Source organism: Pseudomonas sp. SLBN-26 (assembly GCF_006715895.1).
GTDB lineage: Bacteria > Pseudomonadota > Gammaproteobacteria > Pseudomonadales > Pseudomonadaceae > Metapseudomonas > Metapseudomonas otitidis.
In genome coordinates this window covers 5,847,031-5,870,635 of the sequence record NZ_VFOB01000001.1, presented here as the reverse complement: position 1 = coordinate 5,870,635, position 23,605 = coordinate 5,847,031, and the positions used below count along the sequence as shown (strand labels likewise).

General features: G+C 63.6%; 25 protein-coding genes and 1 tRNA gene. 7 read left to right on the top strand and 19 right to left on the bottom strand.

What is annotated here, in order from left to right:
• Positions 1-28: 28 nt before the first annotated feature.
• Positions 29-1,462, top strand: a complete 1,434-nt coding sequence (locus FBY21_RS27270; protein ID WP_044414076.1) for a M48 family metalloprotease — start codon at positions 29-31, stop codon at positions 1,460-1,462.
• 60 nt (positions 1,463-1,522) lie between these two features.
• On the opposite strand, the gene nadA is transcribed toward FBY21_RS27270, so the two are convergent.
• The 16 genes from nadA to aspS all read right to left on the bottom strand — a co-directional run bounded on the left by nadA (position 1,523) and on the right by aspS (position 14,710).
• Positions 1,523-2,581, bottom strand: a complete 1,059-nt coding sequence (gene nadA / locus FBY21_RS27265; protein WP_044414080.1) for a quinolinate synthase NadA — start codon at positions 2,579-2,581, stop codon at positions 1,523-1,525.
• A gap of 187 nt (positions 2,582-2,768) precedes the next feature.
• A tRNA-Lys gene (locus FBY21_RS27260) sits at positions 2,769-2,844 on the bottom strand.
• A 59-nt stretch (positions 2,845-2,903) separates the two neighbouring features.
• A complete protein-coding gene (gene queC / locus FBY21_RS27255) occupies positions 2,904-3,578 on the bottom strand; it encodes a 7-cyano-7-deazaguanine synthase QueC (RefSeq protein ID WP_142015430.1) in 675 nt (224 codons plus the stop codon).
• Between the two features lies 1 nt (position 3,579).
• Positions 3,580-4,227: a 7-carboxy-7-deazaguanine synthase QueE gene (queE, locus tag FBY21_RS27250; RefSeq protein ID WP_142015426.1), complete on the bottom strand. Its 648-nt coding sequence runs from the start codon at positions 4,225-4,227 to the stop codon at positions 3,580-3,582.
• 118 nt (positions 4,228-4,345) lie between these two features.
• Positions 4,346-5,167, bottom strand: coding sequence for a tol-pal system protein YbgF (ybgF, locus tag FBY21_RS27245; RefSeq protein WP_142015421.1), 822 nt, complete (start codon positions 5,165-5,167; stop codon positions 4,346-4,348).
• 5 nt (positions 5,168-5,172) lie between these two features.
• On the bottom strand, positions 5,173-5,670 hold the full coding sequence (pal, locus tag FBY21_RS27240) for a peptidoglycan-associated lipoprotein Pal (protein ID WP_044414089.1): 498 nt from the start codon (positions 5,668-5,670) through the stop codon (positions 5,173-5,175).
• 59 nt (positions 5,671-5,729) lie between these two features.
• Positions 5,730-7,034, bottom strand: coding sequence for a Tol-Pal system beta propeller repeat protein TolB (tolB, locus tag FBY21_RS27235; protein ID WP_044414092.1), 1,305 nt, complete (start codon positions 7,032-7,034; stop codon positions 5,730-5,732).
• A gap of 2 nt (positions 7,035-7,036) precedes the next feature.
• Positions 7,037-8,053: a cell envelope integrity protein TolA gene (tolA, locus tag FBY21_RS27230; protein ID WP_142015418.1), complete on the bottom strand. Its 1,017-nt coding sequence runs from the start codon at positions 8,051-8,053 to the stop codon at positions 7,037-7,039.
• Positions 8,053-8,511, bottom strand: a complete 459-nt coding sequence (gene tolR / locus FBY21_RS27225) for a protein TolR (RefSeq protein WP_044414098.1) — start codon at positions 8,509-8,511, stop codon at positions 8,053-8,055. The genes tolA and tolR overlap by 1 nt, the downstream gene beginning before the upstream one ends.
• Before the next feature lie 36 nt (positions 8,512-8,547).
• Positions 8,548-9,243 (bottom strand): protein TolQ, encoded by a 696-nt coding sequence (gene tolQ, locus FBY21_RS27220; protein ID WP_044414101.1) that lies wholly within the window; start codon positions 9,241-9,243, stop codon positions 8,548-8,550.
• A gap of 2 nt (positions 9,244-9,245) precedes the next feature.
• Entirely contained in the window at positions 9,246-9,692 is a 447-nt protein-coding gene (gene ybgC, locus FBY21_RS27215) for a tol-pal system-associated acyl-CoA thioesterase (protein ID WP_044414103.1), read from the bottom strand.
• An 86-nt stretch (positions 9,693-9,778) separates the two neighbouring features.
• Positions 9,779-10,831, bottom strand: a complete 1,053-nt coding sequence (ruvB, locus tag FBY21_RS27210; protein WP_044414106.1) for a Holliday junction branch migration DNA helicase RuvB — start codon at positions 10,829-10,831, stop codon at positions 9,779-9,781.
• 6 nt (positions 10,832-10,837) lie between these two features.
• On the bottom strand, positions 10,838-11,443 hold the full coding sequence (ruvA, locus tag FBY21_RS27205; protein WP_044414109.1) for a Holliday junction branch migration protein RuvA: 606 nt from the start codon (positions 11,441-11,443) through the stop codon (positions 10,838-10,840).
• Positions 11,444-11,464: 21 nt separating this feature from the next.
• Positions 11,465-11,989 (bottom strand): crossover junction endodeoxyribonuclease RuvC, encoded by a 525-nt coding sequence (gene ruvC, locus FBY21_RS27200; protein WP_069562198.1) that lies wholly within the window; start codon positions 11,987-11,989, stop codon positions 11,465-11,467.
• 133 nt (positions 11,990-12,122) lie between these two features.
• A complete protein-coding gene (locus FBY21_RS27195) occupies positions 12,123-12,872 on the bottom strand; it encodes a YebC/PmpR family DNA-binding transcriptional regulator (RefSeq protein ID WP_044414115.1) in 750 nt (249 codons plus the stop codon).
• Between the two features lie 62 nt (positions 12,873-12,934).
• Entirely contained in the window at positions 12,935-14,710 is a 1,776-nt protein-coding gene (gene aspS, locus FBY21_RS27190; protein ID WP_142015413.1) for an aspartate--tRNA ligase, read from the bottom strand.
• A 244-nt stretch (positions 14,711-14,954) separates the two neighbouring features.
• On the opposite strand from aspS, the gene FBY21_RS27185 reads away from it, so the two are divergent.
• The 4 genes from FBY21_RS27185 (at position 14,955) to FBY21_RS30405 (ending at position 18,619) form a co-directional block, all read left to right on the top strand.
• A complete protein-coding gene (locus FBY21_RS27185; protein ID WP_142015410.1) occupies positions 14,955-16,064 on the top strand; it encodes an HD domain-containing phosphohydrolase in 1,110 nt (369 codons plus the stop codon).
• 148 nt (positions 16,065-16,212) lie between these two features.
• Positions 16,213-16,683 (top strand): Dps family protein, encoded by a 471-nt coding sequence (locus FBY21_RS27180; protein WP_044414123.1) that lies wholly within the window; start codon positions 16,213-16,215, stop codon positions 16,681-16,683.
• A gap of 107 nt (positions 16,684-16,790) precedes the next feature.
• Positions 16,791-17,858: a GGDEF domain-containing protein gene (locus tag FBY21_RS27175; RefSeq protein ID WP_044414125.1), complete on the top strand. Its 1,068-nt coding sequence runs from the start codon at positions 16,791-16,793 to the stop codon at positions 17,856-17,858.
• A gap of 158 nt (positions 17,859-18,016) precedes the next feature.
• Positions 18,017-18,619, top strand: a complete 603-nt coding sequence (locus FBY21_RS30405) for a cold-shock protein (RefSeq protein ID WP_142016635.1) — start codon at positions 18,017-18,019, stop codon at positions 18,617-18,619.
• Between the two features lie 74 nt (positions 18,620-18,693).
• Here the strand turns inward: FBY21_RS30405 and FBY21_RS27165 are convergent, their stop codons facing one another.
• Both FBY21_RS27165 and FBY21_RS27160 read right to left on the bottom strand, forming a co-directional pair.
• Positions 18,694-18,903, bottom strand: a complete 210-nt coding sequence (locus tag FBY21_RS27165; protein WP_142015406.1) for a SlyX family protein — start codon at positions 18,901-18,903, stop codon at positions 18,694-18,696.
• Positions 18,904-18,906: 3 nt separating this feature from the next.
• A complete protein-coding gene (locus FBY21_RS27160) occupies positions 18,907-19,332 on the bottom strand; it encodes an HIT family protein (RefSeq protein ID WP_142016632.1) in 426 nt (141 codons plus the stop codon).
• Positions 19,333-19,946: 614 nt separating this feature from the next.
• On the opposite strand from FBY21_RS27160, the gene FBY21_RS27155 reads away from it, so the two are divergent.
• On the top strand, positions 19,947-21,287 hold the full coding sequence (locus FBY21_RS27155) for an OprD family porin (RefSeq protein WP_074971891.1): 1,341 nt from the start codon (positions 19,947-19,949) through the stop codon (positions 21,285-21,287).
• 71 nt (positions 21,288-21,358) lie between these two features.
• On the opposite strand, the gene FBY21_RS27150 is transcribed toward FBY21_RS27155, so the two are convergent.
• Complete coding sequence (locus FBY21_RS27150) at positions 21,359-21,766, bottom strand: PaaI family thioesterase (RefSeq protein ID WP_253543941.1); 408 nt, start codon at positions 21,764-21,766, stop codon at positions 21,359-21,361.
• Positions 21,767-21,880: 114 nt separating this feature from the next.
• On the opposite strand from FBY21_RS27150, the gene FBY21_RS27145 reads away from it, so the two are divergent.
• Complete coding sequence (locus tag FBY21_RS27145) at positions 21,881-23,596, top strand: proline--tRNA ligase (protein ID WP_142015397.1); 1,716 nt, start codon at positions 21,881-21,883, stop codon at positions 23,594-23,596.
• Positions 23,597-23,605 lie beyond the last annotated feature (9 nt).

The following is a 23,605-nucleotide window of genomic DNA, read 5'->3' as shown; positions in this document are numbered from 1 at the left end:
ACGCCTTTGCCGCTACGAGCCACCGTGCATGAACCCGTTGCGCCCTACCCTGCTAGCGCTTGCCTGTCTCCTCGCCACGCCGGCCATGGCCGATGACCTGCCCTCGCTGGGGGATGCCAGCTCCTCCATCGTTTCGCCCGACCAGGAACACAAGCTGGGCCGTGCCTGGCTGGGCCTGCTGCGCGCACAGGTGGAGCAACTGCCCGACCCGCAGCTCAAGGAATACGTGGAAAGCAGCGTCTACCGGCTGGCCGAGTCCAGCCAGTTGCAGGACCGCCGCCTGGAATTCGTGCTGCTGAAAAGCCCGCAACTGAACGCCTTCGCCGCCCCCGGCGGGATCATCGGCGTCAACGGCGGCCTGTTTCTCTATGCGCCCAACGAAGCCGAATACGCCTCGGTCATGGCCCACGAACTCGCGCACCTGTCCCAGCGCCACTTCGCACGCGGGGTGGAAGCCCAACAGCGCATGCAGATCCCGGTGATGGCAGCGATGCTCGCCGGCATCGTCGCGGCAGCGGCCGGCGCCGGTGACGCGGGCATGGCGGCGATCATGTCGACCCAGGCAGCGGCCATCCAGGAGCAGCGGCGCTTCTCCCGCCAGAACGAGCAGGAGGCCGACCGCATCGGCCTGCTCAACCTGGAAAAGGCCGGCTATGACCCACGCGCCATGCCGAACATGTTCGAGCGGCTGATGCGCCAGTACCGCTACGACTCCAAGCCGCCGGAATTCCTGCTGACCCACCCGGTGACCGAATCCCGTATCGCCGATACCCGCAACCGCGCCGAGCAGCTGCCTGCTGGCGGTGTGGAGAACAGCCTGCGCTACCAGCTGATGCGTGCGCGGGTGCAGCTGATGTTCGAGGAAACCCCGGGCATCTCCGCCAAGCGCTTCCGCGCCATGCTGGACAGCGATCCCAAGCTGGACGCGGCGCGCTACGGCCTGGCCATCGCCCAGATCAAGGCCGGCCAGTTGAACGAAGCCCGCGAGGCGCTGACGCAGTTGCTGGCCAAGGCACCCAACGAGGTGGCCTACAACCTGGCCCAGGTGGACCTGGACATCACCGCCAACCGCCTGCCGGACGCGCAGAAGCGGGTGGACCGGCTGCTCGGCCTCTACCCTGCCAGCTACCCGCTGAAGCAGGCCCGGGTGGACCTGCTGCTGAAGCAGAACAAGCCCCAGGACGCCGAGAAGGTGCTGGACGACCTGGCCCGCACCCGCGCCAACGACCCGGACATCTGGTACCAGGTGGCGGAAGTGCGCGGCCTGGCCGGCAACACCATCGGCCTGCACCAGGCCCGTGCCGAATACTTCGCCCTGGTGGGAGATTTCGATCAGGCGATCGAGCAACTGGACTTCGCCAAGCGCCGGGCCAGCAGCAACTTCCCGCTGGCCGCCCGCATCGACGCGCGCCAGCAGGAGCTGATCGAGCAGCAGAAGGCGGTGAAGCAGATGATGCGCTGAGCCTGCGCCGAAACGAAAAAGCCCGGACATCGTCCGGGCTTTTTCTTGGGCGCCGTGGGCTCAGGCGTTGCCGCTGAGCTTCATGCGGGCGGCCTGGGTGAAATCGAGCATGCGCTTGAGCGGCTTGACGGCACGAGGGATCAGCGCGGCGTCGACGAAGATCTCGTTGCTGCCTTCACGCAGGCACTGCAGGGTGCGCTCCAGGGTATTCATGGCCATCCACGGGCAATGGGCGCAGCTGCGGCAGGCGGCACCGTTGCCGGCGGTGGGGGCTTCGATGAACTGCTTGTCCGGGCAAAGCTGCTGCATCTTGTAGAAGATGCCGCGGTCGGTGGCGACGATGAAGGTCTTGTTCGGCAGCGTCTGGGCGGCCTTGATCAACTGGCTGGTGGAGCCGATGGCATCGGCCAGCTCGATGACCGACTCGGGCGACTCCGGGTGCACCAGGATGGCGGCGTCCGGGTAGAGCGCCTTCATGTCTTCGAGCTGCTTGGCCTTGAACTCCTCGTGGACGATGCAGGCACCGTCCCACAGCAGCATGTCGGCGCCGGTCTCACGCTGGATGTAGCGGCCCAGATGCTGGTCGGGGGCCCAGAGGATCTTCTCGCCGTTGTCCATCAGGCTCTCGACGATCTCCAGCGCACAGCTGGAGGTGACGACCCAGTCCGCCCTCGCCTTCACGGCTGCAGAGGTGTTGGCATAGACGACGACCGTGCGCTCGGGGTGCTGGTCGCAGAAGGCGGAGAACTCATCCACCGGGCAGCCCAGGTCGAGGGAGCACGTGGCCTCGAGGGTCGGCATCAGCACGCGTTTCTCGGGGTTGAGGATCTTGGCGGTCTCGCCCATGAAGCGCACGCCAGCGACCACGACGGTCTGGGCAGCGTGCTGGTTGCCGAAGCGCGCCATCTCCAGGGAGTCGGAGACGCAGCCGCCGGTCTCTTCCGCCAGCGCCTGGATGACCGGGTCGCAATAGTAGTGGGCCACCAGGACGGCGTTCTGCGCCTTGAGCTCGGCCGCGATCGCCTGGCGCAGCTGGGTCTCTTCTTCGGGCGTCAGTTGCCGGGGTTGCTTGGCCGCCAGGTGGGCCTGGACGAGGAAACGTTCGGAGAGCTGGGACATGTCTGCGGACCTGCGGGACGCCTGAGCGTGGAAGCCATGTAGAACCACGGGCCGGACGACGGTCAGGCACGCGGGCGGCGGATGATAGCGCAGATCAATGACGGGGTGGATGGCTGCGGCGCCACAACGAAAAAGCGGGAAGACCTTTCGATCTTCCCGCTTCTGCTGGCCTCTTCGAGGCCTTGTATGGTGGGTCGTGTAGGATTCGAACCTACGACCAATTGGTTAAAAGCCAACTGCTCTACCGACTGAGCTAACGACCCAACGCGAGGCGTATAATACTGATTTTATTCAGGAATTCAACACCCCTCGGAAAAATTTTTCAGAAATAGGGTGTCGGATCTTCCACGCCGGCCGCCGCAAAGCCTGCGGCGCGCAGCCGGCAGCTGTCGCACTTGCCGCATGCACGCCCCTGGTCGTCGGCCTGGTAGCAGGAAACGGTCAGGCCGTAGTCCACCCCCTGGGCGATACCGGCCCGGATGATCTCGGCCTTGGAGAGGTTCTGCAGCGGCGCCTGGATACGGAACCCCTGCCCTTCCACACCCGCCTTGGTGGCGAGGTTGGCCATGCGCTCGAAGGCATCGACGAACTCGGGGCGGCAGTCCGGGTAGCCGGAGTAATCCACGGCATTCACACCAATGAAGATGTCGCGCGCGCCCAGCACTTCAGCCCAGCCCAGCGCCAGGGAGAGGAACACGGTGTTGCGTGCCGGCACGTAGGTGACGGGGATGCCCTCGGTGGGGCTCTCCGGCACGGCGATGCTGTCGTCGGTCAGCGCCGAACCGCCGATGCCGTTGAGGTTGAGGCCGATGACCTTGTGCTCCACGACACCCAGCTGGCGAGCAACGCGCTCGGCTGCCCGCAGCTCGGCCCGGTGCCGCTGGCCATAGTCGAAGCTCATGGTGTAGCAGGCGTAGCCGTCGGCACGGGCCAGGGCTACGACGGTGGCGGAATCCAGGCCGCCGGAAAGAAGGATGACCGCTTTCTTGTCGCTCATGTCAGTGTCCCGGTTCGTCGTTCCAGAGAATCTTGTGCAGCTGCAGTTGCAGGCGGACGGGCAGGTTGTCCGCCACGATCCAGTCGGCCAGTTGGCGCGCGTCCACCTGGTGGTGGCTGGGGGAGAACAGCACCTCGCCGGCCCGCTGTTCAAGGCGGTACTCGATGAGCTTGGAGACCGCCCAGTCGTAGTCCTCACGGGAGCAGATGACGAACTTCACCTGGTCGTTCGGGGTGAGCTGGGCAATGTTCTCGTAGCGGTTGCGCGCGACTTCGGCGGAGCCGGGCGTCTTGAGGTCAAGCACGCGGCTCACGCGGGTGTCGACGGCGGCGATGTCGAGCGCGCCGCTGGTCTCCAGGGACACCTCGTAGCCGGCATCGCACAGGCGCGCCAGCAGCGGGATGCAGTTGGGCTGGGCCAGCGGCTCACCCCCGGTGACGCAGACATGGCGCGGCCGGTAGGCGGCCACCTGCTCGAGGATGTCGTCGAGGGACTGGAGTTGCCCGCCATTGAAGGCATAGGCGGTGTCGCAGTACAGGCAGCGCAGGGGACAGCCGGTCAGGCGCACGAATACCGTCGGCAAGCCGGCGGTACGCGTCTCCCCCTGCAACGAGTAGAAGATCTCGGTGATTCGCAGGGTCTGTTGCATAAGGGCCACGGGCGTGACGGCGAAACAGGCCATCCGCCTCCGTTGCGGGTAAGAAGGGCGGCGATTCTAAACGAAAAAACCCGCGACGGGCGCGGGTTTCTCGATGGACGCGAGGGACTCAGCGAAGACGCTGCAGGTCGCGCTGGGCCAGCTGGGCAGCCGAAGTGCCCGGGTACTGGGAAATCACCTGGCGGAGGATGCCCTTGGCCTTGTCGGCGTTACCCAGGCGCTGCTCGACATCGGCGAGCTTGTAGAGCGAGTCGGGCACCTTGGCGTGCTGCGGGTAGGTCTGGCTGACCCGGGCAAAGGCCTGGCCAGCACCTTGCAGGTCGCCTTTGGCCAGGTTCACTTCACCGAGCCAATACTGGGCATTACCGGCGTACTGGCTGTTGGGGTATTTGCGCAGGAAAGCGGTGAAGGCCTGGCTGGCCTTGTCGAAGTCCTTGGCCTTGATGAGGTCGAAGGCGGCTTCGTAGTAGAGCTTTTCCTTGGCGGGGTCGGCAGGCTCGTTGCTCGCAGCAGGTTGCTGGGCGGGAGCGGCCGGGGCACCGGCGGCGTTGATGGCGCCATCGGCGGGAGCATTCTGTTGGGCCGGAGCCGGGGCACCTGCGGCGCCAGAGCTCAGCCGGCTGTCCAGGTCCTGGTAGCGTTCCAGGCTCTGTTGCTTCAGCTGTTGGATCTCGTTCTGCTGTTCTTCGACCATGCCGCGCAGGCGACCGATCTCTTCCTGCATCTGCTGCAGTTGCATGAACAGCTCGCCTTGCGCGGAAACCGGGGCTTGCGCCCCGGTCCCGGCATAGGCGCCGTTCGTACCATAACCAGCGGGCGGATAGGCGCCGTAACCGGCGTTGTTTCCGTCCACCACGGGAACCTCGGCGAGCGCTGCGAAGGGCAGGCTACCCAGGGCCAATACAGTCAAAGCACGACGGCACTTGCGCATAGCTATTACTTACGCAGCTCTACGCGACGGTTCTGAGCCCAGGACTGCTCGTCGTTGCCGGTGGCAACCGGACGCTCTTCACCGTAGGAAACCAGCTCCAGCTGAGCCGGGGAAACGCCCTGCAGAACCAGGTATCGCTGAACGGCCTTGGCACGACGCTCACCCAGAGCCATGTTGTACTCGCGGGTGCCGCGCTCGTCGGTGTGGCCTTCCAGGACAACGCGGTTGCCGTTGGCTTTCAGGTCCTTGGCGTGTACGTCCAGAGCGCGCATGGCTTCCGGCTTCAGGTCGGAGCTGTCGTACTCGAAGTAGAAGGTGGTGATGGCGCGCAGAGCGGCTTCTTCGCTCAGGCTGGAATCCAGACCACTGTTGTTGGCGTTGTAGCCAGCGTTCGGATCTACGGCGCCTTCGCCGGAGTTTTCGCCGCCCTTGGAGGAGCAACCTACTGCTACGGCCATGGCCAGAGCCAGTGCTGCGAATTTACCGAACTTGATCATTTCCATCGTTGTAACTCCTAATGAGCCCCAGTGTGTTTAGCAAAAAGCAAATAGTCAGCACCGCGTCAGTTCAGGTACGGCGACCAGGACGGTTCGCGGATATCGCCTTGAACGGTTGGAATTGGAAGCCGCACGCGCCCATTGGTGGACACGAGCATCAGGACTCCCTGGCCCTGCTGGCGGGTGGCGTAGATTAGCATGGTGCCGTTGGGCGCAACAGTGGGCGAATCGTCCAGCGAGGTGTTGGAAAGGATGCGCGGAGCGGCCCCGGCACGGGTCAGATCGAGGGCGGCCACCTTGAAGTTGGTGAAGCCATCCTGGCGGTGGATCATCACCAGGGTCTTCTCGTCAGCGGAGAGTTTCGGGTTGGCGTTGTAGTTGCCCACGAAGGTCACGCGCTGCGGTTCTCCACCGTTGATGTTGGCCTTGTAGATCTGCGGCTTGCCGGCACGGTCGGAGGTGAAGTACAGGGTCTGGCCGTCGGCGCCCCAGAAGGGTTCGGTGTCGATGGCCATGTGATTGGTGACGCGGCGCAGCTGACGGCTGCCCAGGTCCATCACGTAGATCTCCGGGTTGCCGTCCTTGGACAGGACGAACGCCAGGCGATTGCCTTCCGGCGACCAGGCCGGCGCACCGTTGAGGCCTTCGAAGTTGGTGATCTGCTCGCGGCGACCGGTATCGATGTGCTGGATGAAGATGCGCGGACGCTTCTGCTCGAACGAGACATAGGCGATGCGACGACCATCCGGTGCATAGCGCGGCGATAGGATCGGCTCGCGGGATTGCAGCAGGGTCACGGCGCGGGCGCCGTCATAGTCGGAGCGCTGCAGGGTGTAGCGGGTGTTGTTCACCGAGAAGCGCTCTGCGGTGACATACAGCATGCGGGTGGAGAAGGCGCCCTTCACACCGGTGAGCTTCTCGAAGGCCTGGTCGGAGACGTAGTGGGCCATGTCACGCAGCTGGTCGGTGGAACCGCTGACGGTTCCGGCGAACACCTGCTGCTCGGTCGCGACGTTGAACAGGGCGAACTGCACCTGCAGGCGACCTGCAGCCGGCACGATGCTGCCGACGAGCACGTACTGGGCGCCCAGCGCCTTCCAGTCGCGGTAGATCACTTCGGCTGCCTGGGTCGGCAGGCTGATCATGTTCTGACGCGGGATGGGCTCGAAGTAGCCAGAGTTGCGCAGGTCGTTGCCGATGATCTCGGACATGTCTTCCGGCAGCACGGTGCCGCCCTGCCAGCCGAACGGGACGACAGCGATTGGAACGGCCCTATCTACCCCTTTCGAAATAAGAATATTTTTCTCTTCAGCGTTGGCGAAGCCTGCCAAGCAGAGCGCGATTAGAAGAAAACCTCTAAGAATTTTCATCACTACTCCAGGTCCTCAGGGGTAAATGTCATTTTGAATGAGCGGTAAATATTGAACTCAGAGGGCTTCATACCCTGCATTTCTGGAATACGGCCCACATTCCTAACCGCGCTGACGGCCGACTGGTCGAACGACGGGTCACCACTAGAGCGCACAACTGTTGCGTTTGTGATGGTGCCGTCAGGCAGCATATTAATTTGAACCTGCACCGACATACCGTTACGAGCTGACGGAGGTCGAGTCCAGAGTTCAGATACTCTCAGCCGGATAAGATCATCATAATTACCAGAAGTGGTATCACCCACCTCGTCAGCGGGCGCCTGCTGGTTCTCGACCTTATCTCCAAGCAGCTCCGCCAACGCAGCCGCCTTCTGGTCACGGGCCGCCTTTCGCTTGGCTTCTTCCGCCGCTTTCTTCTTGGCCTCTTCGGCTGCCTTTTTCTTGGCATCCTCGGCGGCTTTCTTCTTCGCTTCCTCGGCCGCCTTCTTCTTGGCGTCCTCAGCCGCTTTCTTCTTCGCCTCTTCGGCGGCCTTCTTCTTGGCCTCCTCTTCGGCTTTTTTCTTGGCTTCTTCCTCGGCCTTCTTCTTGGCGATGTCGGCCTGCTGCTTCTTGGCCGCTTCCTCAGCCGCCTTCTTGGCGTCCTCGGCCTTCTTCGTCTCTTCGGCTTTCTTGGCTTCTGCCGCCTTTCGAGCTTCCTCGGCTTTCTTTTGTTCCGCGGCCTTGGCGGCAGCCACTTTCTGCTCTTCCGCCTTCTTCATTTCCAGCTGCTCGGCTTCATACATCGGAGCCGCGGTCTTCTTGGCCTCGCCGGCAATCTTCTGGTTGGTCTGGGTGGTCGCCTGGCTCTGGGACTTCAACTGGTAAAGGGTGGCTTGGACGATGGGGCGCGCCGGCGGCAGCTCCGGGGTGAAGGCGAAGCTGACGAAGAGCATGCCGAAGATGAGCACATGCAGCCCGACAGCCCATACGACGGGCCAGAAGTAGCTTTCAGAGGGGGAGCGTTCGCTCTGCTGATGCATCAGGGCGCCTCGGTGATCAGCCCGACATTGCCGACGCCGGCCTGCTGCAGGCCACCCATGACCGCCATGACGGAGCCATAGTCGACCGCCTTGTCACCCCGGACGAAGACCTGAACCTTCTTACCCTGGCTGGCGTTCTGGCTCATGATCGCGGTCACGGTGCGCACCAGGTCCGGCAGCGCCGTGGCGGTTTCGCTGCCCTTGCCCTGATCCGGGTCGACTTCCTCGCCCATGTTCCAGTAGTAGGTCTTGTCGGCCTTGATGGAGATGGTGAGCACGCGGGAGTTGTTGTCCTGCGGCAGCACCTCGCTGGAGACCTTGGGCAGGTCGACCTTGACGCCCTGGTTGAGCATGGGCGCCGTCACCATGAAGATGACCAGCAGCACCAGCATCACGTCGATGTAGGGCACCACGTTCATCTCGGCGACCGGCTTGCGTTTATGGCGGTTTCTGGCCATGGCTTGGAACCTGTCCTTTCGTTGAACCTGCGTCTATCACTCGTCGCTGGTGTGCACCTTGCGGTGCAGGATGGCCTGGAACTCGTCGGCGAAGGTGTAGTAGCGACCGATCAGGGTTTCGCCACGGGCCGAGAAGCGGTTGTAGGCGATGACCGCCGGGATCGCCGCGAACAGGCCGATGGCGGTGGCGATCAGGGCCTCGGCGATGCCGGGGGCAACGGTCGCCAGGGTGGCCTGCTGAACCTGGGCCAGGCCGCGGAAGGAGTTCATGATCCCCCAGACGGTGCCGAACAGGCCGATGTAGGGGCTGGTGGAGCCGACGGTGGCGAGGAACGGCAGGCTCTGCTCGAGCTTTTCCTCTTCACGGGAAATGGCCACGCGCATGGCGCGAGCCACGCCCTCCATCACCGCATCCGGGTCGACGCCGGGCTGCTGGCGCAGGCGGGAGAACTCCTTGAAACCGGCACGGAAGATCTGCTCCACGCCGCAATCCGGATCCGGGTTGCTGCCGGCCTGACGGTACAGCTTGGACAGGTCGATGCCCGACCAGAAGCGCTCCTCGAAGGCCTCCAGGGACTTCTTGGCCGCACGCAGCAGGTTGCTGCGCTGGAAAATCATGATCCACGAGGTGACCGAGGCGGCCACCAGGGTGAGCATGACCAGTTGCACCACGAGGCTGGCGTTGCTGATCAGGCTCCACATGGAGGTATGGTCGACGACGTTGGCTTCCACGCTTAGTCTCCTGCAGGGGATTGGCCCGGTACGGCGGCGAAGGCTTCACGCAGCGCTTCGGGGATCGCCCGGGGTTTCAAACTGTCGGCGCGCACACAGGCCACCAGGAACTGCCCTTCGCAGAGCAGCGCATCATCCGTAACCCGCCTCACCTGTTGACGAAACTTCAGGCTCGCACGGTTCAATTCGATCACTTCGGCGCTGATGGCCAGTTCATCGTCCAGGCGGGCCGGCTTGTGGTAACGCGCTTCGGCCGAATGCACGACGAACAACAGGTTCTCCCCGACCAGCTCGGACTGGGCAAAACCCAGACTCCGCAGGTACTCGGTTCGAGCCCGCTCCATGAACTTGAGGTAGTTGACGTAATAGACGATGCCGCCGGCATCGGTGTCCTCGTAATAGACGCGGCTCCGATGCACGAAAGGTGGGGCCTCATTTTGCGCGCGCATACTCTAGTGCTTACTCCAAGGGTTGCCAATCCGGCCCGACAACTGTTTTTGCGCCATTCCGACGCACGCTTCGACCGCAGGGATGTTCATTCGTCACCCGGGGTGAACAAATCCCCCGAGGGCTCCTCCAGCAGCCGCCCCGGCAGCTTCAGGCCGAAGTGCAGGTAGGCATGCCGGGTGACCACCCGTCCGCGCGGGGTGCGCATGATGTAGCCCTGCTGGATCAGGTAGGGCTCCAGCACGTCCTCGATGGTGTGCCGCTCTTCGCTGATGGCAGCAGCGAGGCTGTCGACGCCGACCGGGCCACCGTCGAACTTGTCGATCATCGCCAGCAGTAGACGCCGGTCCTGGTGGTCGAAGCCACGCTCATCCACATCCAGCAGGTTGAGCGCCTGGTCGGCGATGACGCGGGTGATCTGCCCCTGGGCCCGGACTTCGGCAAAATCCCGCACGCGGCGCAGCAGGCGGTTGGCGATACGCGGCGTGCCACGGGCGCGACGGGCGATCTCGAAGGCGCCCTCCGGCTCGATGTGCAGGCCGAGGATGCCGGCGGAGCGCGCCACGATGGTGGAGAGGTCCTGGGTGTTGTAGAACTCCAAGCGCTGGACGATGCCGAAGCGATCCCGCAGCGGGTTGGTCAGCATCCCGGCGCGGGTGGTGGCTCCTACCAGGGTGAAGGGCGGCAGGTCGAGCTTGATGGAGCGGGCCGCCGGGCCTTCGCCGATCATGATGTCCAGTTGGAAGTCTTCCATCGCCGGGTAGAGCACTTCCTCGACCACGGGCGAGAGGCGGTGGATTTCGTCGACGAACAGCACGTCGCCCGCTTCGAGGTTGGTCAGCAGCGCCGCCAGGTCGCCTGGTCGCTCCAGCACCGGGCCGGAGGTGCTCTTGAGGGAGACGCCCATCTCGTGGGCGATGATGTTGGCCAGGGTGGTCTTGCCCAGGCCGGGCGGACCGAAGATCAGGGTATGGTCCAGGGCCTCCCCCCGCCCCTTGGCGGCCTTGATGAACAGCTCCATCTGCTCGCGCACCACCGGCTGGCCGATGTAGTCGGCCAGGCTCAGCGGGCGGATGGCACGGTCCAGCTGTTCGTCGCGGTCGCGGCTACTGGCAGTGATCAGGCGGTCGGCTTCGATCATCGGGGCTTACACCATTCCTTTCAGGGCGCGGCGGATCATTTCCTCGCTGGACAACCCTTCTTCCTTGATCGCAGCGACGGCGCGGCTGGCTTCCTGCGGCTTGAAGCCGAGGGCGATGAGGGCGCTGAGGGCGTCGCTTTCGGCGCTGGAAACACCGGCACCGGCTACAGGCTCGACAATGAGCGGGGCGATGGTGGGCATGTTCTCCCAGGCCTTGAAACGGTCCTTGAGCTCCACCAGCAGGCGCTCGGCGGTCTTCTTGCCGACGCCGGGGATCTTCACCAGCGTGGACGTGTCCTGGGCCTGCACGCAGCGAACCAGTTCATCCACCTCCAACCCGGACATGAGTGCCAGGGCCAGCTTGGGGCCGACGCCGTTGAGGCGGATCAGCTCGCGGAACAGCTCCCGGTCACGGCGCTCGTAGAAGCCGTAGAGCAGGTGCGCGTCCTCACGCACCACCAGGTGGGTGTGCAGGGTGACGGGCTCGCCGACACTGGGCAGGCGGTAGAGGGTGGTCATGGGCACTTCCAGTTCGTAGCCGACGCCATTGACGTCGAGGATCAGGTGCGGCGGCTGTTTCTCCGCCAAGGTGCCACGCAAACGTCCGATCACGAAGAGCGTCCTTAAATGAGGTTACAAACGCAGGCGGCCACTGCGCCGCTTGGCGGTGGCCAGTCCATGGGGAATCAGGCTCTGCCGATGGTGGGCGTGGCAGAGGGCGATGGCCAGGGCGTCGGAGGCGTCGATCTGCGGCTTCTGCACCAGCTTGAGCAGGTGCATGACCATCATCAGCACCTGCTGCTTGTCGGCGCCGCCGGTGCCGGCGATGGCCTGCTTCACCTGGCTGGCGGTGTACTCGGCCACCTCCAGCCCCTCCTCCACCGCCGCCACGATGGCAGCCCCCCGGGCCTGCCCGAGCTTGAGGGCGGAGTCGGCATTGCGTGCCATGAACACCTGCTCGATGCCCATGGTGACGGGGCCGTGGGTCTGGATCACTTCACGCACGCCACGGAAGACGATCTGCAGGCGCTCCTGCAGCGGGCCCGCCCCTGTGCGTATGCAGCCGGAAGCGACGTACTCGCACCCTCGCCCGGTGTCGCGCACCACACCGTAGCCGGTGATGCGCGAACCCGGGTCGATACCAAGAATCAGGGTCATGCCGCCCGTCTCTCCACGTGCCGGCGAACCAGCACACTGTCTATTTATCCAGCCGCGAGTATACGGACCGGCCCTCCAACAAAAAAGCCGGAAGCGCACGAGGCGACTTCCGGCTTCAGGCGCAGGCTGGAACTCAGTCCAGCTGCTCCATGATCTCGTCGGGGATCTCGGCGTTGTGATAGACGTTCTGCACGTCGTCGAGGTCTTCGAGCATGTCGATCAGCTTCAGCACCTTCTGGGCGGTCTCCAGGTCGGCGATGGGAGCGCTGATGGACGGGATCATGGCGATCTCGGCTTCCTCACCCTTGAACCCGGCAGCCTGCAGGGCCTCGTTCACGGCATGGAAGTCGGGGAAGCTGGTGGATACCAGAGCGGAACCATCCTCGCCCATTTCCACGTCCTCGGCACCGGCCTCCAGGGCTGCTTCCATCAGCGCATCTTCGTCGACGCCGGGTGCGAAGCTGATCTGGCCCTTGCGGTCGAACATGTAGGCGACGGAACCGTCGGTTCCCAGGTTGCCCCCGCACTTGGTGAAGGCGTGGCGCACTTCGGCGGCAGTGCGGTTACGGTTGTCGGTCATGGCCTCGATGATGATGGCCACGCCGCTGGGCGCGTAACCCTCGTAGGTCAGCTCGGCCATGTTGTCGGCATCGTTGTTGCCGGCACCACGGGCGATGGCGCGATCGATGGTGTCGCGCGGCATGTTGGCGGTCAGCGCCTTGTCCACGGCCAGGCGCAGACGCGGGTTGTCCGCCGGGTTCGGGCCGCCGTGCTTGGCCGACACGGTCAGCTCACGGATCAGTTTGGTGAAGATCTTGCCCCGCTTGGCGTCCTGCCGACCCTTGCGGTGCTTGATGTTGGCCCACTTGGAATGACCAGCCATAACGCACTCCGTACTCTGCTTTGACGGACGGCGCCCTGGGGCGCCGTCGCGGTTGGTTCTACTTACTCAGCCTTGGGCTGCTCGCGCAGCCGGATGTTCAGCTCGCGCAGGGCCTTGGCATCCACGACACCCGGCGCCTGGGTCATGACGCAGGCGGCACTCTGGGTTTTCGGGAAGGCGATCACTTCGCGGATCGACGAGGCGCCGGTCATCAGCATCACCAGGCGGTCCAGGCCGAAGGCCAGGCCGCCGTGCGGCGGAGCACCGAACTTCAGGGCGTCCAGCAGGAAGCCGAACTTCTCCTGCTGCTCGTCTTCGCTGATGCCCAGCACGCGGAACACCGCCTGCTGCATCGCCTTGTCGTGGATACGGATCGAACCGCCACCCAGCTCGGTGCCGTTGAGCACCATGTCGTAAGCGCGGGACAGCGCGGCGGCCGGGTTGGCCTCCAGCTCTTCCGGGCTGCACTTGGGCGAGGTGAAGGGGTGGTGCATGGCGGTGAGACTGCCGTCGTCGTTCTCTTCGAACATCGGGAAGTCGACCACCCACAGCGGGGCCCACTCGCAGGTCAGCAGGTTCAGGTCGTGGCCCAGGCGGATGCGCAGAGCACCCAGGGCGTCGCAGACGACCTTGGCCTTGTCGGCACCGAAGAACACGATGTCACCATCGACTGCATCTACGCGATCGAGGATCACGTTCAGGTTCGGCTCGGCGATGTTCTTGACGATGGGCGACTGCAGCCCCTCGACGCCCTTGGCGCGCTCGTTGACCTTGATGTAGGCCAGGCCCTTGGCACCGTAGTTGCCGACGAACTTGGTGTACTCGTCGATCTTGCTGCGCGGCATGCTCGCACCGCCCGGTACACGCAGGGCGGCGACGCGGCCTTTCGGGTCGTTGGCCGGGCCGGAGAAGACCTTGAAGTCGACATCCTTCAGTTGGTCAGCCACGTCCACCAGCTCCAGCGGAATACGCAGGTCCGGCTTGTCGGAGCCATAGCGGCGCATGGCTTCGGCCAGGGTCATGTGGGGGAATTCGCCGAACTCCAGATCCAGCACTTCCTTGAACAGGTTGCGGATCATGGTCTCGGTGATACCCATGATGTCGTTCTCATCGAGGAAGCTGGTCTCGATGTCGATCTGGGTGAATTCCGGCTGACGGTCGGCACGCAGGTCCTCGTCGCGGAAGCACTTGGCGATCTGGTAGTAGCGGTCGAAGCCGGCCACCATCAGCAGCTGCTTGAAGAGCTGGGGCGACTGCGGCAGGGCGAAGAAGCTGCCGGGATGGGTGCGGCTGGGCACCAGGTAGTCGCGGGCGCCTTCCGGAGTGGCGCGGGTGAGGATCGGGGTCTCGACGTCGAGGAAGCCGTTCTCGTCCAGGTAGCGGCGTATGCTGCTGGTGATGCGCGAGCGCAGCTTCAGCTTGGCGGCCATTTCCGGGCGACGCAGGTCGATGAAGCGGTAGCGCAGGCGGGTTTCCTCGCCCACGTCGGAGTACTCGTCCAGCGGGAAGGGCGGGGTTTCGGCCTGGTTCAGTACTTCCAGCTCATAGCCCAGCACCTCGATGGCACCGGACGCCATGTTGGCGTTGCGCGCACCCTCGGGGCGCAGGCGCACCTTGCCGGTGATCTTGACCACGTACTCGCTGCGCACGCGGTCGGCCTTGGCGAAGGTGTCGGCACGATCCGGGTCGAAGACCACCTGGGCCAGGCCTTCACGATCGCGGATATCAAGGAAGATGACCCCGCCATGGTCGCGACGGCGGTGAACCCAGCCGCAAAGGGTGATTTCCTGGCCGTCCAGGCTCTCGTTCAGTTGGCCGCAATAATGGCTGCGCATCATGGTCGTGTTTCGCTTCTCTGAGTCGTGAATTCGTCGGGCCGCTGGGCACGAGGGGAAATATCGTCCATCGGCGCCAGACCGGCCGACAAGGCGACCGGAGGCGCATCGCCCCGGTGCTTCGGCAGGCCGAGCACAGGCCCGCAACCGTGGCAAAGGGCCGGATTATATATGGTTAATCGATACCGCGCAGCCGCCCGCCCACAGGCTTTCTATACTCAAATCCCCGAGCACGCGGAGCCTCGCCATGGCCACCCAACGCCCAGCCGACTTCAATCAGGACCTCCTTGATGATTTCCGCCAGGAAGCCTACGAGGGCTTCAATCGCTGCGAGCAATTGCTGATCGACCTTGAGCGCACGCCAACCGATCCGGAGCGACTGCGCCAGCTCTTCCGCCAGGTCCACAGTTTCAAGGGCAACCTGGGTTACGTCGGCCTCGAACGCCTCAACACCCTGCCTCAGGCCTTGGAGGATGTCCTCGACCAGTTGCGCGAGGGGCGGCTGACCTTCGACAGCCTGCTGGGCGACATCATGCTGCTGATACTGGATCGCCTGCGCGATCTGGTCAGGGGCGCACTGGCCGGTGAGCCTGGGCTGCCACCCGACACCCTGCCACTGGCCAAGGCGCTGTCGTCGCTGGCCCAGGCGCCCGGGCAACGGCAGACAGAGATGCGCCAGGCCTTGCTGTTCCGCCTGGACCCGAACACGCGACTGACCACACCACAGGCCGACCCCGTAACAGCCACCGGCGCCCTGACACGCCACGGGCTATCGGATGACCCCGACCTGGCGTTCTTCCTCGACCTCATGCAAGCCGCCGAGCGGCGCTCGCACTATTGGCTCGGCCGGGGTGAGCGCCAGTTGGAGGTGGCACTGGCGATGAACCGCCGCGCCGGCCACCCCGTCGACCCGCGCCAACTCGCCACGGCCGTGTGCCTTCATGACCTGGGCATGGCGCTGATGCCCCTCCCCCTCCTGCACAAGGCCGAACGCCTGACTCGGGAGGAGCGCCGTCTGATGCAAGCGCATCCTCGGATGGGCGCCGATCTGCTGCGACGCCTGCCCCAGTGGGACGAAGCGGCCGAGATCATCCTTCAGCATCAGGAGCACGCGGACGGAAGCGGCTACCCCAAAGGGCTGCGCGAGGCGGAGATCGTCCCCGGCGCGCTGATCCTGAACATCGTCGACACCTTCGACGCCCGCACCCACGAACGCGCCCACCAGACGCTCAGCAAGCGCCCCGTTCTGCGTGCGATCCTGGAGATCAATGGCCTGGCCGGCAGCCAGTTCAGCGCCCACTGGGTCGAGGTATTCAACGCCTGCCTCGGCGAAGAGCCCCACCTGACCCGGCTGTAACGCCCGCCGCGCAGCCGCTCCCCGATGCGCGACGATAGGCATAAGGCATCGCAACCATTGATTTTTACCGGCATCGAAGCGCCATTTCCCTGTGCTAGTCTCTGCCGATCACGGGCCCTAGCCGGCCCGCACCACTGAGGAGAGACGTATGGAAATCAACATCGGAATCGCCGAACAGGACCGCGCAGCCATTGCCGAAGGCCTCTCCCGCCTACTGGCGGATACCTACACCCTTTACCTGAAGACCCATAACTTCCACTGGAACGTGACCGGTCCGATGTTCAACACCCTTCACCTGATGTTCGAGGCCCAGTACACCGAACTGGCCCTGGCCGTCGACGCCATCGCCGAGCGCATCCGCGCCCTGGGCTTCCCGGCTCCCGGCACCTACGCCGCCTACGCCCGCCTGTCCTCCATCAAGGAAGAAGAAGGCGTTCCGGCTGCAGAAGACATGATCAAGCAACTGGTCCAGGGCCAGGAGGCCGTGGTTCGAACCGCACGCGGCATTTTCCCGCTACTGGACAAGGTAAGCGACGAACCGACCGCCGACCTGCTGACCCAGCGCATGCAGGTCCATGAAAAGACCGCGTGGATGCTGCGCAGCCTTTTGGCTGCCTGACCTTCCATACCTTCCGAGAGGCCCGGTTCGCCGGGCCTTTTTGCTGGGCGACAGCACCCCGCCTGAACTATGCTTCGCACAATCTCCCTCCTTGTCAGTACCCGTTGATGAGCCAGCCCTCCAAATCCCCCCTGCTGCTCGAACTCTATCCGGAGGAGACCCGCGAGGCAGCGGAATTGCTCAAGCAGGCCGTCCCGCTCATGGTTCGCCATGACATTCCGCCAAACCCCATCCACTACGCCCTCTGGTACACCTACAGCCAGGGCAAGCAGCCCGACCTCAACCGCCGCCTGGACAAGATCGTCAAGGACTTCGACGCTTTCCCGCCTGATTCGGCAGTGAAGCTGTTCCGCGACTTCATCATCCGAGGCGAACTGGAAGAGGCCCGCGCAGGGCAGCAGCAAGTCATCGAACTGGTGGACGACATCGAGACGGATGTCAGCCGGAGCGTCGTGGGGAGCACGGTCTACCAGCAAAGCCTGGAAGCGGGCCTGGCCGCCCTGCATGACCCGATCATCGACGACCTGCCCAGCGTGCTGAACGACTTGCACCAGAGCACCCAGCTGATGCATGACCAGCAGGAGCAGTTCCTCTACCGCCTGCGCGCCGCCCAGGCCGAAATCCACACCCTGCGCCTGCAACTGGAACGAGCCCAGATGGCCGCCACGCTGGACAGCCTGACCCAGGTGTTCAACCGGCACGCTTTCACCCGCCTGCTGGAACAGGCCCTGGCAGAAAACACAGCCGGCCTGGCCCTGATCATGCTGGATATCGACCACTTCAAGCAGTTCAACGACCACTTCGGCCACCCCTTGGGTGATCGCGTGCTGCAGCATGTCGGTCAGTTGCTCAAGGACCTGCTGCCCCCGCGCGCCCTGGCAGCCCGCTACGGTGGCGAGGAGTTCTGTGTCGTCTTGCGCGACTGCCATGAACTGGCCAGTGCCCGCGCCTTCGCCGAGATGCTGCGATTGAAGTTCCAATCCCTGCGCGTCAAGGTACGCCGCACCGACCAGGTGCTGGACACCATCACTGCCAGCTTTGGCATCGCCCTGGCCGAACCGGGCGACAACCTGGAAAGCCTGCTCACCCGAGCCGACGATGCCCTCTACCAGGCCAAGCGCAACGGCCGCAACCAGGTCCATCCCGGCGCGCCAGAAGCTGCGCTAACTGCTTGATTTGAGTAGCCCTAGTCTTTCCTGTTAAATAGCGCCCGGTGCCTGCAACCCGCCACACAGCAGGGTTACAGGCATAGGCTGGCGCGACCTCTTTACCGGATTACCGGCGCGCCCGCTCTTTCCGTTGTGCGTTTCCTATCAAGGTGAGTCCATTGAACATGTTGAAAATCGTCCATCTGCTGACGGGCGCTGCTGCGCTCCTGTTGTCCTTCATTCCCAGCCTGCGCGGTGATGCCCTGCCGTACCTGCAGCAACCTGACGCCCTCTACCTCGCTCTGATCGGGCTGCTCAACCTGCTGATGGCGCCCGTCGTTCCCGTCTGGGCACGCGGCACCCGCAGCCAGCTCCAGGCGTCTGTCTCCGTCCTGCTGGTGCTCGCGGTTATCCTGCAGATCGCCGTGCTGCTGGCACCGATCCCGGAAATCGGCGGCAAGCCCGCCATCCTGCTGAGCCTGCTGGCCAGCTTCCTCGCCGTCGCTCTGCACCTGCTGCTGAACCTGCGCAAGGTCACCCAGGCCGCCCCGATCCTGCAGGACATGAGCAACCGTGAAACCGGCACGGTGAAGTGGTTCAACACCTCCAAGGGCTTCGGCTTCATCTCCCGGGACTCGGGCGACGACATCTTTGTCCACTTCCGCGCCATCCGTGGCGAAGGGCATCGCGTCCTTGTGGAAGGCCAGCGCGTCGAGTTCACCGTGATGCAGCGGGACAAAGGCCTGCAGGCGGAAGACGTGATCGCCGCCCTGCCCGGCCGCCGCTGAGCAATACCAAGCCAATGAAAAAGCCCGCCATCACGGCGGGCTTCTTCTTTATACAGAGGCGAAACAGTCACAGCTCAGTAATGGGGCGGCGGCGCCTCATCGCCGTCGGAAGCACCGAACTGGCTCAGCAGCTCCTCCTGCCGTCGTGCCAGCGCCGCGACCTGCATCTGCAACCGGTCGACGATCCGCTGCTGTGCCACGATCTCATCATTGAGGGCCTGGATCGTGTCGTCCTGGAAAGCCAGGCGAGTCTCAAGCTCCATCACGCGCATTTCCAGACTCATGCCTTACTCCTCCGCGAATCGGAAATCATCCGTCAGGACCAGGCGCAGACGTGCCAGCAGGTCCGAGATCTGCTCTTCGGTGTAGGGAATGGCAGGAGCACGCCCCCACACGGGAGCCGGCCAGGCAGCGTCGCTCTTGCGCCGGGCGATCACGTGCACGTGAAGCTGGCTGACAACGTTACCCAGCGTGGCGACGTTCATCTTGTCCGCACCGAAACTGTCCTTCAGCACCTCGGCCAGCGACACCGCCTCCTTCCAGAGCCGCTGCTGATCGGCAGCGTCCAGCTGGAACAGCTCGCTCACCTCTTCCCGCCTAGGAACCAGAATGAACCAGGGATACTGCGAGTCGTTCATCAGCAACAGGCGGGAAAGGGGGTAGTCCCCGATCACCCGGCAATCCTGCTGAAGCCTTGGGTCCAGATTGAACATGGCGATCTTCACCTCAGTCATGCAAAACACCCATCAAACGGGGCAAGAAATGGCTGCGAAGAATACCCAACCGTCACCGACCGGGACAGCCAAACCCGGCAGGGTTACCGCCATGCACCAGAATCGACCACACGCACCACCGTGAGGCGTTACCTCGTAACACCTCAGGCAGCCGTTTCGGTCGCATCGAGAACAAATGACCAATACCCAGCTATCATTTCTTCCCAACACCTGCAGGCCCGGCGGAAAACTCACAGCAGCAAGAGCAGGCTTGTATGGTTTGTGCACGGATGTTGCTTTATGCAACGCCATGGTCGACCGGGTCATCTCGGTACGCCTGTTCCGGACGCGAACGTCGCGCCAGGCCTAGTTGCACTAAGTGCCTGTAACGACCGCAGAAAAACAAGAACCAAGGGATTGAAGCAAGAACTACGAATATGCGACACGCGCCCACCCGAATTGCGACATGGCCGTGAAGTTTTCGTAAGGAGCGGAGCCCAGCTATCGCCATCTTGAGACGTCGTGCTATAAGTTAGCGCCGACACAAAAAGAAAGAACCGCCTTCAATAAATAAGAAAGCGGCGAGAATCTTCAAAACCAAAGGAGCAATCACAATGCAAGTGATGAAGTGGAGCGCACTGGCCCTGGCCGTGACCGCCGGTACCACCCAGTTGGCGTTCGCCAGCGCCCAGGACGAGTCCAAGGGCTTCGTCGAAGACAGCAAGCTGTCTGTGCTGAACAAGAACTACGCCTTCTACCGTGACTTCCGTAACAACGCTTCTGACCGCCAGAACTACCGTAATGAGTGGGCTCACGGCATCATGGCCACCTACGAGTCCGGATACACCCAAGGTACCGTCGGCTTCGGCGTTGATGCTCACGGCATGCTCGGTATCAAACTGAATAGCGGCAAGGGCACCTCCGGCACCGGACTGTTCCCCACCGGCTCCGACGGTCGTTCTCAAGATGATTACTCCTACGCTGGCGGTGCGGTTAAAGTTCGCGTCTCCAACACCGAGTTCAAATACGGCAACTTGATTCCGGTTGCGCCTGTGTTCGCTACCGGCACTGCTCGCCTGTTCCCCGGCAGCGCTGAAGGCTTCCAGATCCTGAGCAAAGAGATCGAAGGCCTGTCGATTGATGCTGGCCACTTCACCTCTATCCGTGACGGCAGCGCCTCCACTAACCGCGACGGTGACATCACTCTCGCCTACGGTGGCGCAATTGACGCTAAAAACGCCGACTACGTTGGTGGCACCTACACCATCAATGATCAACTGTCGGTGAGCCTCTACGGTGCAGAGCTGGAAGATATCTACCGCCAGTACTACAGCAACGTAAACTACACCCTGCCGTTGGCTGATGATCAAGCTCTGGGCTTTGACTTCAACATCTACCGCACCAATGATGAAGGCAAATCGAAGGCCGGTGATATTTCCAACACCACCTTCTCTCTGGCTGCTTCTTACTCCATCGGCGCTCACAAGCTGACCCTGGCTCATCAACGCGTGAACGGTGACGAGCCCTTCGACTATATCTCGATGGACGGTCAGAACTCTGGCGACTCCATCTTCCTGGCGAACTCTGTTCAGTACTCTGACTTCAACGCTCCGAATGAGCGTTCCTGGCAATTGCGCTACGACCTGAACATGGCGACCCTGGGCGTTCCTGGCCTGAGCTTTATGGCCCGATACATCACCGGTACTCATGCCGACGGTACGAAGGCCGATGCAAATGGCGCCTACGCCGGCTCATTTGGCAGCGACGGCAAAGAGTGGGAACGCGATCTGGAAGTCAAGTACGTCGTTCAGGAAGGCCCGGCGAAAGACCTGTCCTTCCGCGTCCGTCACGCGACTTGGCGCTCCAACAATGATATGGGCGGTTTCTACTCCGCTGGCAGCAGCGCTGTGGATGAAGTTCGCGTCATCACCGAGTACCCGCTGGACATCCTCTAACACAGGACGGATAGCGAACTCACGAAAAAGCCCGGCCTAGCCGGGCTTTTTCTTTTCCGCTGTCCCGTCATTCATATCGGCAGCGCATAGGTGCCCGTCACATGGGCCACCATCTCCTCCTCCGCCCCCACCGAATACAGCGCAACCTCGCACACAGCCTGACGCCTGCTCAAACGCAGGATGCGAGCATCGGCCAGCAGGTCAACCGGCCTGGGTTTCGCCAGGAAGTTGATGTTGAGGTTGCTGGTGACCGCCATCTCCACCCTCCCCAGGCTGCCCAGCACCACCGCGTACATCGCCGCATCGGCCAGCGCCATGATGGTCGGGCCGGACAGTGTGCCGCCCGGGCGGACCAGGCGAGGCTGGAAGGGCACCCGTGCCAGGGCACGGCGGGTATCGAGGAGGTCGATCTGCAAGTCGATATCCGCCGCCATCGGCACCCCTTCCCGAATCAGCGCCTGCACCTGCTGAGCACTCAATGAAGACATCACTACCCTCCTATCACGGTTGGACCCGCAACCTGTACGCGCCCCGATGAGCGCCGTACAATGCCCAGCCACTCAAACCCATCGCAACCGACGAAACGGCCAAACATGCGTACCAGTCAGTACCTGCTTTCCACCCTCAAGGAAACTCCCGCCGATGCCGTGGTGATCAGCCACCAGCTGCTGCTGCGTGCCGGCATGATCCGCAAGCTGGCGTCGGGCCTCTACACCTGGTTGCCGATGGGCCTGCGGGTACTCCGCAAGGCGGAGACCATCGTCCGCGAAGAGATGAATGCCGCCGGCGCGCTGGAAGTGCTGATGCCGGCCATCCAGCCCGGCGAGCTGTGGCAGGAGTCCGGTCGCTGGGAGCAGTACGGCCCCGAGCTGCTGCGCCTGAAAGACCGCCATGGTCGCGAATTCTGCGTCGGCCCCACCCACGAAGAAGTCATCACCGACCTCGCCCGCAACGAGCTGAACAGCTACAAGCAGCTGCCCATCAACATGTATCAGATCCAGACCAAGTTCCGTGACGAGATCCGTCCGCGCTTCGGCCTGATGCGTGGCCGCGAATTCATCATGAAGGACGCCTACTCCTTCCACGACTCCCAGGCTTCCCTGCAGGAAACCTACGACGTCATGTACGGCGCCTACTGCAAGGTCTTCACCCGCCTGGGCCTCGACTTCCGCCCCGTGCAGGCCGACAACGGCTCCATCGGCGGCAGCGGCTCCCACGAATTCCACGTGCTGGCCGAGTCCGGTGAAGACGACATCGTCTTCAGCGACAGCTCCGACTACGCCGCCAACATCGAGAAGGCCGAAGCCGTACCGCGTGAGAAGGAGCGCCAGGCCCCCCGCGAGGAGCTGCGCCTGGTCGACACCCCCGACACCAAGACCATCGCCGCCCTGGTGGAGAAGTTCGGCCTGCCGATCGAGAAGACCATCAAGACCCTGGTGGTCCACGGCGCCGAGGAAGGCACCCTGGTGGCCCTGATCGTCCGTGGCGACCACGAGCTGAACGAGATCAAGGCTGCCAACCAGCCCCTGGTCGCCAGCCCGCTGGTCTTCGCCAGCGAAGAAGAACTGCGTGCATCCATCGGCGCCGGTGCAGGCTCCCTCGGCCCGCTGAACCTGCCCATGCCCTGCATCGTCGACCGCTCCGTGGCCCTGATGAGCGACTTCGCCATCGGCGCCAATATCGACGACAAGCACTACTTCGGCGTCAACTGGGAGCGCGACCTGCCGCTGCCCGAAGTCGCCGACCTGCGTAACGTCGCCGCCGGCGACCCCAGCCCCGACGGCAAGGGCACCCTGGTGATCAAGCGCGGCATCGAAGTCGGCCACATCTTCCAGCTCGGCACCAAGTACAGCGAGGCCATGAACCTCAGCGTACTGGGCGAGAGCGGCAAGCCGGTCACCCTGATCATGGGCTGCTACGGCATCGGCGTTTCCCGCGTGGTGGCCGCCGCCATCGAGCAGAACAACGATGACCGCGGCATCCTCTGGCCGGACGCCCTGGCGCCCTTCCAGGTAGCCCTGGTTCCGCTCAAGTACGAGACCCCCGCCGTCAAGGAAGCCACCGACAAGCTGTATGCGGACCTCACCGCCGCCGGCATCGAAGTGCTACTGGACGACCGCGACAAGAAGACCAGCCCCGGCGTGAAGTTCGCCGACATGGAGCTGATCGGCATCCCTCACCGCGTCGTCGTCAGCGAACGCGGCCTGGCGGATGGCAACCTGGAATACAAGAACCGTCGCGAGACCGAAAGCCAGCCCGTTGCCGTCGACGACGTGCTGTCCTTCATCAAGGCCCGCCTCAACCGCTGATCGAGAAGA

Coding starts and splice junctions, on each gene's coding strand:
- FBY21_RS27270 (WP_044414076.1), top strand. CDS start 29: ATGAACCCGTTGCGCCCTACCCTGCTAGCGCTTGCCTGTCTCCTCGCC.
- nadA (WP_044414080.1), bottom strand. CDS start 2,581: ATGTCCCAGCTCTCCGAACGTTTCCTCGTCCAGGCCCACCTGGCGGCC.
- queC (WP_142015430.1), bottom strand. CDS start 3,578: ATGAGCGACAAGAAAGCGGTCATCCTTCTTTCCGGCGGCCTGGATTCC.
- queE (WP_142015426.1), bottom strand. CDS start 4,227: ATGCAACAGACCCTGCGAATCACCGAGATCTTCTACTCGTTGCAGGGG.
- ybgF (WP_142015421.1), bottom strand. CDS start 5,167: ATGCGCAAGTGCCGTCGTGCTTTGACTGTATTGGCCCTGGGTAGCCTG.
- pal (WP_044414089.1), bottom strand. CDS start 5,670: ATGGAAATGATCAAGTTCGGTAAATTCGCAGCACTGGCTCTGGCCATG.
- tolB (WP_044414092.1), bottom strand. CDS start 7,034: ATGAAAATTCTTAGAGGTTTTCTTCTAATCGCGCTCTGCTTGGCAGGC.
- tolA (WP_142015418.1), bottom strand. CDS start 8,053: ATGCATCAGCAGAGCGAACGCTCCCCCTCTGAAAGCTACTTCTGGCCC.
- tolR (WP_044414098.1), bottom strand. CDS start 8,511: ATGGCCAGAAACCGCCATAAACGCAAGCCGGTCGCCGAGATGAACGTG.
- ybgC (WP_044414103.1), bottom strand. CDS start 9,692: ATGCGCGCGCAAAATGAGGCCCCACCTTTCGTGCATCGGAGCCGCGTC.
- ruvB (WP_044414106.1), bottom strand. CDS start 10,831: ATGATCGAAGCCGACCGCCTGATCACTGCCAGTAGCCGCGACCGCGAC.
- ruvC (WP_069562198.1), bottom strand. CDS start 11,989: ATGACCCTGATTCTTGGTATCGACCCGGGTTCGCGCATCACCGGCTAC.
- FBY21_RS27195 (WP_044414115.1), bottom strand. CDS start 12,872: ATGGCTGGTCATTCCAAGTGGGCCAACATCAAGCACCGCAAGGGTCGG.
- aspS (WP_142015413.1), bottom strand. CDS start 14,710: ATGATGCGCAGCCATTATTGCGGCCAACTGAACGAGAGCCTGGACGGC.
- FBY21_RS27185 (WP_142015410.1), top strand. CDS start 14,955: ATGGCCACCCAACGCCCAGCCGACTTCAATCAGGACCTCCTTGATGAT.
- FBY21_RS27180 (WP_044414123.1), top strand. CDS start 16,213: ATGGAAATCAACATCGGAATCGCCGAACAGGACCGCGCAGCCATTGCC.
- FBY21_RS27175 (WP_044414125.1), top strand. CDS start 16,791: ATGAGCCAGCCCTCCAAATCCCCCCTGCTGCTCGAACTCTATCCGGAG.
- FBY21_RS30405 (WP_142016635.1), top strand. CDS start 18,017: ATGTTGAAAATCGTCCATCTGCTGACGGGCGCTGCTGCGCTCCTGTTG.
- FBY21_RS27165 (WP_142015406.1), bottom strand. CDS start 18,903: ATGAGTCTGGAAATGCGCGTGATGGAGCTTGAGACTCGCCTGGCTTTC.
- FBY21_RS27160 (WP_142016632.1), bottom strand. CDS start 19,332: ATGTTCAATCTGGACCCAAGGCTTCAGCAGGATTGCCGGGTGATCGGG.
- FBY21_RS27155 (WP_074971891.1), top strand. CDS start 19,947: ATGCAAGTGATGAAGTGGAGCGCACTGGCCCTGGCCGTGACCGCCGGT.
- FBY21_RS27145 (WP_142015397.1), top strand. CDS start 21,881: ATGCGTACCAGTCAGTACCTGCTTTCCACCCTCAAGGAAACTCCCGCC.